We start from the raw sequence: 13,471 nt of genomic DNA on the forward strand, positions 1-13,471 counted from the left end.
CTGTCTGTCTTTTATCCGGGCATTGGCGAAATGACTGGAGTCTCGGCTATTGATGGAAACGAGGAAAGACAGCCCGCGTGTCTCTCGCCATGACCGAGCCCAGCACTCTCATCGAACTCCTCGAAGAGCGAAGCGTCACCCACGCCGCGCAGCGGCTGTTCACGTTCCTGGAGGACGAGCCAGGAGGGGAGGTGAGCCTCACGAGCGACGGGCTCGCGGAGCGGGCGCGGAGGATCGCCGCGCGGCTCCAGGCGGTGGCCTCGGCGGGGGAGCGGGCGGTGCTGCTGTATCCGCCGGGCGTCGAGTACGTGGCGGGCTTCTTCGGGTGCCTCTACTCGGGCTGTGTGGCGGTGCCGGCGTATCCGCCGGACCCTACGCGGCTGGAGCGTACGTTGCCGCGACTGCGCGCCATCGTCGAGGACTCGGGTGCGACGGTCGTGCTCACCACGTCCGTCATCGCGGAGATGGCGGAGTTCCTCACCCAGGACGCGCCGGATCTGCGCGCGCTGCGCTGGGTGGCGACGGATGGGCCGGAGCTGGAGCACGAGACAGGGTGGAGGCGCCCGGAGGTCTCGGCGGAGTCGCTCGCGTTCCTTCAGTACACCTCGGGCTCAACGGGCACGCCCAAGGGCGTGATGTTGAGCCACCGCAACCTGCTGCACAACCTCGGGTTGATACGCGGCGCTTTTCAAACGCGCGCTGACAGCGTGGGCGTCATCTGGTTGCCGCCGTACCATGACATGGGGCTCATTGGCGGCATCCTGGTGCCGTTGGCGCAGGGGTTCCACACCGCGCTGATGTCGCCGTTGGCCTTCCTCAAGCGGCCCCGGTTCTGGCTGGAGGCGCTCACGCGCTTCGGCGGAACCATCAGCGGCGGGCCCAACTTCGCCTTCGAGCTGTGCACGCGCCGCATCCCCGCGGCCGAGCGAGAAGGGCTGGACTTGAGCCGCTGGGAGGTCGCGTTCTGTGGCGCCGAGCCCATCCGCGCCGAGACGCTGCAGCGCTTCACCGATGCCTTCTCGCCGCACGGCTTCCGGCGCGAGTCGCTCTATCCCTGCTACGGCCTGGCGGAGGCCACCCTCATCGTCACCGGGGGCGTGAAGGGCGAGCCGCCTCGCTTGCGGCGCGTGGACATCCAGGCGCTGGAGCAGGGGCATGCGGCGCCTGTCCTCGGGGAAGGGCGCGTGCTGGTGGGCAGCGGCAGGACGCTTTCATCGCAGGAGGTCCTCGTCGTGGACCCCGAGACGTCGCGGGTCCGCGCCCAGGGAGACGTGGGGGAGATCTGGGTGCGTGGGCCCAGCGTGGCTCGGGGCTACTGGCGTCGCGAGGAGACGTCCGCCGAGGTCTTCCAGGCGCACCTCGCGAGCGGCGAGGGGCCGTTCCTCCGGACCGGGGACCTGGGGTTCCTCGATGCGGGGATGCTCTACGTCACGGGGCGACGCAAGGACCTCATCATCCTGCGCGGACGCAACCTGTATCCCCAGGACCTGGAGCTGGCGGTGGAGCAGAGTCACCCGGCGCTTCGGCCTGGGTGTGGCGCGGCGTTCGCCCTCGACCTGGATGGCGAAGAGCGGCTGGTGGTGGTGCAGGAGGTGGACGCGCGCAAGCTGGAGGGGGCCATCGACGACGTCGCGGGGGCGATCCGACAGCGGCTGTCGGAGGTGCACGAGGTGCTGCCCGCAGCGCTCGTGCTCATCGAGCCGGGGAGTCTGCCGAAGACGTCCAGTGGGAAGGTGCGGCGCAGCGCGACCCGTGAGGCCTTCCTGGCTGGCGAGTTGCGCGAGCTGCACGTGTGGCGAGCGGGGCGCTTCGAGTCGCGCGAGGCCGCGGATGCGCTCGCGGAGGGTGAGCTGCCGTCGCTGGAGTCAGCTGTGCTCGCCCGCATCGCGGCGCGCCTGGGCTCGCGGGTGGAGGCGCTGGAGTCGGATGTCCCGCTGACGCGGTACGGACTCGACTCGCTCGCCGCCGTGGAGTTGGCGCACGGGCTGGAGCGTGACCTGGGCGTGGCGATCCCCATGGAGGCGCTGCTGCGGGGCGTGAGCGCCGCCGAGTTGGTGCGGGAGATTGCCGCGCGCAGGACGAGCGAGCCCGCGCGCGAGGCGATTCCTCGGCGTCCGTCGGGTGGGGTTCCGCCCCTCTCGTTCGCGCAGCAGCGCTTGTGGTTCCTCGAGCGACTGGAGCCAGGCAGCGCGTTCTACAACGTCCCGGTCGTGGCTCGACTGGCGGGGCGCTTGGACGCCTCGGCGCTGGAGCGCGGCCTGCGAGCGCTCATGCGGCGGCACGAGGTGCTCCGCATGGTCATCGCGGAGGACGCGAAGGGCGAGCCCCTGGCGCGCATCCTCGAATCCGCGTCGCTGACGCTTCCCCTCGTGGACCTCTCCACGGCTCCCGAGGCGGCGCGAGAGGCGGAGGTGCTCCGGCTGGCGCGTGAGGAGGCCCGTCGTCCCTTCGACCTGGGGCAGGGGCCGCTGCTGCGCGCCACGCTGTTGCGATTGGAGCCCGAGCGGCATGTGCTGCTCCTGACGCTGCACCACCTCGTCACGGACGGCGGCTCCATGCGCGTCTTGGTGGGGGAGCTGGGTGAACTCTACGCGGCCGCGCTGGAGCGGCGCGCGGCCGTGCTCGGCGAGCCTCCGGTGCAGTTCGGAGACTATGCCGTCTGGCAGCGGCAGTGGCTTCAAGGCGCGCGCCTCGATGCCCTGATCGCCTGGTGGCGCGACCACTTGATGGGCGCACCGCCTGTCCTGGAGCTGCGAGGCGATCGTCCTCGTCCCGCGGTCCAGTCGTACCGAGGGGCGCAGGTGCGCCGCCGCTTGGAGCTGGCGACCTGGGAGCAGGTGCGAGCGCTCGCGCGCCATGGTGGCGCCACGCCCTTCGTGACGTTGCTGGCGGGGTTCCAGCTCCTGCTGCATCGCTACACCGGACAAGAGGACCTCGTCGTGGGCGTGGACGCCGCGCATCGCGCGCGCCCGGAGCTCGCGGGGCTGCTGGGGTTGTTCGTCAACCAGCTCCCCTTGCGCGGTGACTTCTCCGGCGCGCCGAACTTCCGCGAGGTCCTCGCGCGACTTCATGACGAGGCGCTCGCCGCGTGGGCCCATCAAGACTTGCCATTCGACGAGCTGGTCCGCGCCCTGAACCCGGAGCGCAGCCTGTCCCACGCGCCCGTGTTCCAAGTGAAGCTGGTGCTCCAGGAGGCGCTGCCCACGTCGGCGCGCTTGCCGGGGGGCCTGACGCTAGAAGGCAGCCTGGGCGACACGGGCGCCACCAAGCTGGACCTCACGCTGTGCGTGACCGAGACGGCCTCCGGCGTTGAGTTGCTGTGTGAGTACGCCACGGACCTCTTCGACGGGGACACGGTGGCCCGCATGCTGCGCCACTTGGAGATGCTCCTGGTCGGCGCCGTGGCGGAGCCCGAGCGTCGCGTCTCCGAGCTGTCGTTGTTGACGCCCGAGGAGCGCCAACGCGCGCTGCTCGAATGGAGCCACACGAGCCCCGCGGCCCCCGCGCGCTGCGCGCACCACCATGTCGAGGCCTGGGCCCGTCGGACGCCCGGTGGGCCCGCGCTCACCTTGGGGACGCGCTCGTGGTCCTATCGGGAGCTGGATGCTCGCGCCAATCAGCTCGCGGCGCACCTGCGCTCGGTGGGCGTAGGCCCCGAGGTTCGAGTGGGCGTGTACCTGGAGCGCACGCCCGAGCTGGTGGTCGCGCTGCTGGGCGTGTTGAAGGCGGGGGGCGCGTTCCTCCCGCTCGACACCTCGTATCCTCCGGGCCGACTGGCGGCCATGCTGGACGAGGCCCGGGTCCCCGTGCTGATCAGCCAGGCGTCGCTGGCGGACGAGTTGGGCACGAGCGGGGAGATGTTGGTGCTCCTGGACGTGGAGGCGAGCGCGATCGCCCGCTTCCCCGAGTCCGCGCCCGAGTCCGCGGTGTCTCCGGGGCACCTGGCCTATGTCCTCTTCACCTCTGGCTCGACGGGAACGCCCAAGGGGGCGCTCATCGAGCACAGAGGGCTGAGCAACACGGCGGTCGCGTTCGGTGAGGCGCTCGGCTTGGGACCTGGGCGACGCATCCTCCAGCTCGCGTCCTTTGGCTTCGATGCCTCGGTGTGTGAGGTGTTCACCGCGCTGTGCTCGGGCGCCGAGCTGGTGTTCGCGCCTCCCGGCACGCTCCTGGCGGGTTCCACCTTGCAGGAGGTGCTGGCTTCGCAGCGCATCGACGCGTTGATCGCCACGCCCACCTCGCTCGCGCAGCTGAGTCCGTCCGCGCTCCCGGCGCTGGGGGTGGTCGCGTCCGTGGGCGAGGCCTGTACGCCGGAGCTGGCCGCGGCCTGGCAGGCCGGACGCCGATTCCTGGATGGCTATGGGCCCACCGAGGTCTCCATCTGCGCCACCGTGGAGCTGGAGGTGGACCCTCGGCGTCCGTCCATCGGGCGGGCCCTCGCGGGCGCGGGTGTGTACGTGCTCGATCGCGAGATGCAGCCCGTGCCGGTGGGCGTGCCGGGTGAGCTGTGCGTGGGTGGCATTGGCGTGGGCCGTGGTTATCTGAATCAGCCCGCGCTCACCGCCGAGCGCTTCGTTCCGCATCCGTTCACGCGGGGCGCCGGCGAGCGGCTGTATCGCACCGGAGACATGGTGTGTCAGCTCGCGGATGGCCGCCTGGAGTTCGTGGGTCGCCGCGACGCGCAGGTCAAGGTGCGCGGCATCCGAATCGAGCTGGGGGAGGTCGAGGCGGCCTTGTCTCGACACCCCGGTGTTCGTCAGGCGGTGGTCGTTCCTCACGAGCGTGGCGGCGAGACGCGCCTGACGGCCTACGTGGTGGGCGAAGGGGACTTGGAGGCGGGGACCCTGCGCCGCTTCCTGCGCGAGCGGCTCCCGGACGCGTGGGTGCCCTCGTTCTTCATGCGGCTGGCGCAGCTGCCGCTCACGCCCGGTGGCAAGGTCGATCGTCGCTCCCTGCCAGAGCACGAGAGCGTCCCCGTCTCCCTCGCGCCGGAGTCCGTCGAGCCGACGACCGAGTTGGAGCGGACCATCGCGGCCGTCTGGGCCCGGGTCCTCCAGGTGCCCCGCGTGGGCGTGCATGACCACTTCTTCGAGGGGCTGGGCGGAAGCTCGCTGACCGTGGTGAAGGCCAGCACCCAGCTGCGCGCCGAGCTGGGGCGCGAGGTCCCCGTCACGCACTTCTTCGAGCATCCGACGGTGCACGCGCTCGCCGCGCGCCTGGAGCGCGAACGCGCGGCGCCTGAGCCCCGAGCGCCGCGGTCGTCAGCGAGTGAGCCGCGGGCCGAGGGGGAGGGGCGCGACATCGCCATCGTCGGCATGGCGGGCCGGTTCCCCGGGGCCAAGGACGTGAAGTCCTTCTGGGAGAACCTGCGACAGGGCGTGGAGTCCATCGCGCGCTTCTCTTCGGAGGAGCTGGAGGACTCGCCGCTGTTGTCCGCCGCGATGCGCGAGCATCCGGACTTCGTGCCGGCCGGGGGCGTGCTGGATGGCGCGGACGACTTCGACGCGGCCTTCTTCGAGGTCTCTCCGCGGGAGGCCGAATGGATGGATCCGCAGCAGCGCCTCTTCCTCGAGAGCGCGTGGCATGCGTTGGAGGACGCGGGCTATGACGCGCAGCGCGTCCTCGGGGCCATCTCGCTGTATGCCGGCGCGGGCTCGTCGGGCGGACACCTGCTGTCGCTTCTCGGTCAGACGAAGAAGGAGCCGGCGGCCCTGTTCGAGGCGCTCGGCACCACGACCGGCGAGAACGTGGCCACCAAGACGGCCTACAAGCTCAAGCTCTCCGGCGAGAGCCTCAATGTCTACACGGCGTGTTCCACGGGCCTGGTCGCGGTGCACCTCGCCTGTCAGAGCTTGCGCACGCGTCAGTCCGACGTGGGGCTCGCGGGCGCGGTGAAGGTGTCGCTGCCTCAGCGCACGGGCTACCTCTTCCAGGAGGGGATGATCCTCTCGCCGGATGGGCACTGCCGCGCGTTCGATGCCCGCGCGCGAGGCACCGTGCTGGGCAATGGGTTGGGCGTGGTGGTGCTCAAGCGCCTCGCGGACGCGGTGCGCGATGGCGATACCGTCTACGCGGTCATCAAGGGCTCGGCCCTCAACAACGACGCCGATGCGAAGGTCAGCTACACCGCGCCCAGCATTCAAGGCCAGCGGGAGGTCATCTCGCGCGCGCTCGCCGCCGCGCAGGTCGATGCCTCCACCATCGGGCTCGTCGAGGCGCATGGGACGGGGACGTCGCTCGGCGACCCCATCGAGGTCGCGGCGCTGACTCGCGCCTTCCGCGCGCACACCGAGCAGCGGGGCTACTGCGCGCTTGGTTCGGTGAAGACGAACATCGGCCACCTGGATACCGCCGCGGGCATGGCCGGCCTCATCAAGGCCGTCCTGTCGCTGCATCACGGCGAGGTGCCGCCCAGCCTCCACTTCGAGCAGCCCAATCCCGAGGCGGACTTCTCGCGCGGCCCCTTCTTCGTGAACACCTCGCTGCGTCCGTGGCCTCGCGGCGAGGTGCCTCGGCGCGCGGCTGTCAGCTCCTTTGGCATTGGTGGCACCAATGCGCACCTCGTGCTGGAGGAGGCGCCGCCCCCCGAGTTGCCGATGGGCAGCTCGCGGGGTCGGCAGCTCGTCACGTTGTCCGCGAGGAGCGAGGGCGCGCTGAAGTCCCTGGGGCAAGAGCTGGCGCGCCATGTCCTGTCCCACCCCGACGTGGACCTCGCGGATCTCGCCTACACCCGCGCCTTGGGGCGCCGGGCCTTTGAGTTCCGTCAGTGCGTCGTGGTCGAGGACGGCGCGGAGCTGGCGCGCGTGCTCGCGGAGCCGGGCCGGGCGACGCAGGCCGTTTCGAATGAGGTGGCGCGAGCGCGGCAGGTGGCGTTCCTCTTCCCAGGGCAGGGCGCGCAGTCGGTCGGCATGGCGCGAGACCTGTATGCCTCCGAGCCCGCGTTCCGGCGCGCGCTCGACGCCTGTCTGGAGATCCTCCCCACCGTCGGACTGTCCGAGGACCTGCGCGCGGTGCTCTTCCCCGAGCCCGGTGACGAGGGGGAGGCGGAGTCGCGTCTGCGCGAGCCCCGCTTCGCGCTGCCGGCGCTGTTGGCCGTGGAGTACGCGCTCGCTCGGACCTGGATGGGCTTTGGCATTCAGCCCGCCGCGCTGTTGGGACACAGCTTCGGGGAGTACGCGGCCGCTTGTTTGTCGGGCGTCCTCTCGCTGGAAGACGCGCTCTTGTTGGCGGTGCTGCGTGGCGAATGGATGTCTCGCCTGCCGCCGGGCGGGATGCTCGCGGTGGGCATGTCCGTCGAGGCCCTGCGCCCACTGCTGCCCGAGGGCGTGGAGATCGCCGCCATCAACGCGGCGGACCGCTGCACGGTGTCTGGGCCTCGCGAGGCACTGGAACATCTGGAGCGCGTGCTCACGGAGCGACGCGAGGGCAGGGTGGCCATCGCGACCGCGCACGCGTTCCATTCGCGCGCGGTGGAGCCGGTGATGCCGTTGCTCGAGAAGGCCGTGGCCGGACTGACGCTCAACGCACCCTCCATCCCGTACATCTCCAGCCTCACCGGTACCTGGATCCGGCCCGGCGAGGCGACCTCGCCCGAGTATTGGGCGCGCCAGATGCGAGAGCCCGTGCGCTTCTCGGACGGCCTCGCCACGTTGGTGGAGTCCGGGTTCCGCTGGTTCATCGAGGCGGGACCGGACCAGCACCTCACGACGCTGGCGCGTCCAGCGCTTCGAACCCAGCGTGATGCGCGGGTGGTGCCGTCGCTGCGCCGCCAGGGGACGTCGCACTCGGACGAAGAGACCTTGCTGGAGTCCTTGGGCGCGCTCTGGTGCGCCGGCGCGATGGTGGACTGGGAGGGCTTCTTCGCGCACGAGCGTCGCCATCGCGTGTCGCTCCCGGGCTATCCGTTCGAGTCCCGGAGCGTCGTACGTCCCGTGCTGACGCTGCCGGAGGTGGTCTCGGCCCCGCGCGTTCCGCCCGCGCCGCGCGGGGACATCGCGCTGCGCTTGACCGCGCTGTGGCGCGAGCGCCTGGGCGTTGAGGACATCGGACCGGACGACAACTTCCTCGCCTTGGGCGGCAACTCGCTGATGGCGGCGCAGCTCCTGACGCGCTTGCGTGAGGAGTTCCGCGTCCAGATTCCCCTGAGTGACTTGTTCGAGGCGCCCACCGTGGCGAGCCTCGCCGCGCGCATCGAGAACCGGCTCCAGGTGGAGGCTCCCGAGGTCGCGAGGGCTGGTGTGTCCATCGCTCCGATTCCTCGGACGGGTGAGCTTCCTCTCTCCGTCGTCCAGGCTCGGGTCTGGGAGCTGGAGCGCCAGGAGCCCGGCAGCTCCATCTTCAACGAGCCGCTCGCGGTCCGCATCGCGGGTGACTTGCGCGTGCCGTTGCTGGAGCGCGCCTTCAACGACGTCATCCGCCGTCACGAATCCCTCCGCACGGTGTTCCGAGACGTGGCGGGCCGGGCGGCGCCTCACGTCCTTCCGGAAGTCCGCATCTCGGTGCCGGTCGTGGACCTGCGCGACTTCGTGGGAGACCGCGAGGCCGAGGCCATGCGGCGCGCGCGACTCGACCCGGCGGCCCCGTTCTCGCTGGATGCGGGGCCGCTGGTGCGCGTTCACCTGCTGCGCCTCGCGGATGTGGAGCACGTGCTGCTGCTCACCATCCACCACATCGTCGCGGACACCCTCTCGCTGGTGAACTTCATCCGCGAGGCCGTCGCGCTCTACACGGGCTACGTGCTCGGGCAGCCTGTGGAGTTGCCCACGCTGTCCATTCAGTACATCGACTTCGCCGCGTGGCAGCGCCAGGCGGTGGTCGATGGCTCATTGGCCTCGCAGCAAGCGTATTGGCGGGAGCGGCTCGCGGGGCGCCCGGGACCGCTGCCCCTGCCGCTCGATCGCCCGCGCGTGGCCGGGGCGCGGCGGCGCGGGGCGCGACACTCCTTCGCGTTCTCGCGGGGCCTTGGCACCGCGCTGGAGGCCTTCAGTCAGCGCGAGGGCGTCACGCCCTACATGACCCTGCTCGCGGGCTTCAAGGCGCTGCTGGCCCGGTGCTCGGGGCAGGACGACATCGTGGTGGGGACGTCCATCGGCAACCGCACCCGGCCCGAGTTGGAGCCGCAGATTGGCTACGTCGCCCATGCGCTCGCGCTGCGAACCTCGCTGGAGGGAGATCCGAGCTTCCGGGAGCTGGTCCTTCGTGTGCGCGACACGACGCTGTCCGCGTTCGCGAACCCGGATGTCCCCTACGAGCAACTCCTGGGCGAACTGGAGCCGGGCGCGGAGAGCGGGCTGTCCCGCCTGTTCGACGCGGTCTTCCTCCTGCACACGCAGGATGTGTCCGCGCCCATCCTCGAGTTCCCCGGGCTGCGGCTGAGCTACTTCGACGTCACCGAGCTCCCCGCGCAGTACGGCACCGCGCTGGCGGACCTCACCGTGCTCATGCGGCAGGACGAGCAGGGCTTCTCAGGCATCCTCGAGTACGCGGTCGACCTGTTCGACGCGGCCTCCATCGCGCGGATGTTGTCGCAGATGGAAGCACTCCTGACGGACGCGATGGCCTCCCCGGACCTCGCGATGTCGAGGTTGTCTCTCGAGCGCCCCGAGTCGGGTGAAGCCTTGGAGGCGGTCTCCATTCCCGCGCTGCTCCTGGAGCGGGCGGAGGCCGCGCCCGAGGCCGTGGCGCTGCGCGAAGGTTCGCGCTCGCTGACGTGGCGCGCCTTGCGGACGCAGTCGCTCGCGCTCGCGGCGATGTTGCGGCGTCATGGCGTGGGGCCAGGTGTTCCCGTGGCCGTCTGCGTCGAGGACCTGCTGGAGCGCGCGGTCGCGCTGTGGGGCGTGCTCGCGGCGGGTGGCGCCTATGCGCTCGTGACGCCGACGCAGTGGAGCACGGTGGCGTCGCTGGCCGTGGAAGGTCAGCCCGTGGTGTTCGTGACAGGGAGTGGGGTGCGCGCCCCCGCGACGCTGGCGGACGTTCGGGTCGTCCGACTCCCGGTGTCGACGGACGCGGTGGTGAGCGCAGCGGCGCTTCCGCGCGTGGATCCGCAGGGCATGGCCTCCCTCGTGCCAGAGCGCAGTGGCGAGGACTCCGCGCGGGTGGTGTTGAGCCACCAGAACCTCGGGCATCGCTTCGCGTTGCTCGACGCGCGCATGTCCGCGAGCCCTGGAGAGCTCTGGCTGGTGACGCCGGAGCTGGCGCGCGATGGCGCCGAGTTGGAGACGTTGTGGGCGCTCACGCGTGGGCTCCAGGTCGTCGTGGCGGGAGCCGGGGTCGAGGAGCGCTCCGGGGCCGGACGCTCGGGAGGCTCACGCGCGCTCGACTTCAGCTTGTTCTACTTCGCGGCGGATGCGGACGCCGCGGGCCGCGAGAAGTATCAGTTGCTGCTCGACGGCGCGAGGTTCGCGGACACGCATGGCTTCAGCGCGGTGTGGACGCCCGAACGCCACTTTCATGCCTTCGGTGGCCCGTATCCCAGCCCCACGACGACGACCGCCGCGCTGGCGATGATCACCGAGCGCGTGTCCCTGCGCGCTGGCAGCGTCGTGCTGCCGCTGCATGACGCCGTGCGCGTGGCCGAGGAGTGGTCCGTCATCGACAACCTCTCGGACGGACGCGCGGGGGTGTCCTTCGCCACGGGCTGGAACGCGAATGACTTCATCTTCGCTCCAGAGAACTTCAAGCAACGCCCGGAGGCCGTGCGCCGTGGCGTGGAGGAGGTGCGGCGGCTATGGCGGGGGGGCTCCATTCGCCGCGTCAACGGCGCCGGCGTCGAGGTCGATGTCTCGATTCGCCCGCGCCCCGTTCAATCCGAGCTGCCCCTGTGGATCACCGCCGCCTTCAACCCGGAGACCTTCCGGATGGCGGGCGAGCTGGGCACGGGACTGCTCACCAACGTGCTCGGGCTGGGACAGGACTTCGAGGAGCTGGCCCGCAAGGTGGCCCTCTATCGGGCGGCGCGGCGCGCGGCGGGACATGACCGGGGCCACGTGGTCCTGATGCTGCACACGTTCGTGACGGAGCGCCGCGAGGACGTGGCGCGGCTCGCGCGCGAGCCGTTGCTGCGTTACTTCCGAAGCTCGGTGGAGCTGCTCCAGGGCCTGGTGGCCAGCCAGGGCTTGGGCTTCGACGTGCGGCAGCTCTCGCCCCAGGACTTGGAGACGCTGCTGGAGCAGGGCGTCACGCGCTATCTGGAGGCCGGCGGATTGTTCGGCACGCCGGACTCGCTCGCCGCGCGGATGGCGCAGCTCCAGCAAGCGGACGTGGATGAGGTCGCGTGCCTCGTGGACTTCGGTCTCCCGCATGGCGTGGCCATGGAGGGGCTGCGTCACTTGGACACCCTGCGGCGCCGCGTGCAGGGAGAGCGTCCGCGCCCCTCCTCGGAGCCGTCTCGCGAGGCGGTGTCGCCGTCGGTGGTGGACTGGCTGCGTCCGGGGTCGCCCGTGCATCTGCGCTGTGGCTCCGCGTTCGCGCGGACGCTCGCGAATCTGCCCGAGGCGGAGTCGCGCCTGGAGTCGGTGCGCACGTGGGTGGTCGACGAGGCCGAGGGCGTCTCGGTTGACCTGGCGGCCTCGCTCCAGCGGGCGGCCTCCGCGAGGGTGGTCTCGCCCGTGCCCGTGCTGCCGCATGCGTCCGAGACGCAGGGGCCCCGGTTCGTGCTCGATGTCTCGGGTCGCCGCGCTCCCGTGGGTGTGGTGGGCGAGTTGTTCGTGGGGGGCGAGGCCGTGCCGATGGGCTTCTGGAATGATCCGGAGCGCTCGCGTGCACGCCTGCTGGGAGCGCCGGACGGGAGTGGGGCTCGCCTGTACGGAACGCACGTCTCGGCGCGATACCGCGCGGACGGACAGGTGGAGGTTCTCGCGAGCATCGCGCGGCGGCCTGCCTCCCTTCCGGCGCAAGGTTCCGGTGTCAGCCCTGCGCCCGCTCCGGTCAGCCGGTCCGTCGTCCCGCCGCGCCCTGTGTCGCAGGTGCCTGGGCCCCCGCGCGCCAACGAGGTTGCCTCGGGTGCGCCCGGTGGCGCCATTCGCAGGGTGTCACGCGCGGGGCCCTTGCCGTTGTCGTTCGGGCAGCAGCGACTGTGGTACCTCGCACAGCTCGACCCCACGAGCATCGCGTACCACTCGCCCATCTCGTTGCGCCTGAGTGGCGCCTTGGATGTCGCCGCGCTGGAGCAGTCGCTCCAGGAGTTGGTGGTGCGACATGAGGTGCTGCGCACGGTCTACCGTCACGCCGCCGACGCGCCCGTCCAGCACGTCTTCCCCTCGATGACGCTGCCGCTGGAGCAGGTGGACCTGCGCCATGTCCCCGCCGCTCGGCGCGAGACCGAGCTGCTGTCCGCGCTGCGCGAGCGGATCCTCCAGCGCTTCGACCTGGAGCAAGGGCCGCTGATGCGCGCGACCTTGCTGCGGTTGGGGGAGGAGGAGCACGTCCTGTTGCTCGTCCTCCACCACATCATCACGGACGGATGGTCCGGCGCGGTGCTCTCGCGCGAACTGGTGATGCTCTACACCGCGCGTCGCATGGGTGCGCCCGCGAGGCTCCCTGAGCCGCCCCTCCAGTACGTCGACTTCGCGCTGTGGCAGCGAGGGTGGCTCCAGGGCGCCGAACTGGAAGCTCAGCTGGGGTGGTGGAAGCAGGCCCTGCGTGGCGTGAACGGCGCACTGTCCTTGCCCACGGACTTCCCCCTCCCGGCGAAGCCCTCGGGGCGCGGTGCCAGCCAGCCCGTGCTCGTGCCTCGCGAGCTGACCGAGCAGCTCAAGGCCGTGGCGTTGCGCGAGGGCGGCACGCTCTTCATGGGGCTCGTCGCGGCGCTTCAAATCGTCCTCGGTCGGTACTCCGGCCAGGAGGACATCACCGTCGGCACGCCCATCGCGGGTCGCAACCGCAAGGAGCTGGAGGGCCTGCTGGGACTGTTCGTCAACACGCTGGTGTTGCGCGGAGATCTCTCGGGCGATCCCTCGTTCCGGACGTTCTTCGGGCGGGTGAAGCGCATGGCCTTGGGCGCATACGCGAACCAGGACGTGCCCTTCGAGAAGCTCGTGGAGGCGATGGATGTTCCCCGAGGGCAGCGGCGCCCTCCCTTGTTCCAGGTGCTCGTCGCGCTTCAGAACGTGCCGGTCGCGGATGTGGCGCTGCCGGGGATGAAGGTGCGCCTACAGCCCATCCCGAGCCTCGGCGCGAAGTTCGACCTCACCCTCGACGTCACGGAGACGGAGGACGGTCTCAAGGGCATCCTGGAGTACAGCACCGACCTGTTCGCGGCCTCCACGGTCGCGCGGATGACCGAACACTTCCAGCGAGTCCTGGAGTGGGCGGTGGCCTCGCCCGATGTGCCGTTGTCCGAGCTCTCGCTCCTCACGGAGTCGGAGCGGGCGCGGGTGTTGGTGGCGTGGAATGACACCGCCGCGGAGTACCCACGGGACGAGCAGGTGCACCACCTGGTGGAGCAGCAGGTGGCGAAGACACCCGAGTCCAT

1 protein-coding gene is annotated in these 13,471 nt (G+C 70.9%); it reads left to right on the forward strand.

Annotated elements, in window-relative coordinates; genetic code table 11:
• Positions 1–77: 77 nt before the first annotated feature.
• The coding region (locus KRR26_RS16205; protein WP_217080249.1) for a non-ribosomal peptide synthetase/type I polyketide synthase at positions 78–13,471 on the forward strand (13,394 nt) is incomplete at its 3' end.

It is taken from the genome of Citreicoccus inhibens (assembly GCF_019039035.1).
Classification (GTDB): Bacteria; Myxococcota; Myxococcia; order Myxococcales; family Myxococcaceae; genus Citreicoccus; species Citreicoccus inhibens.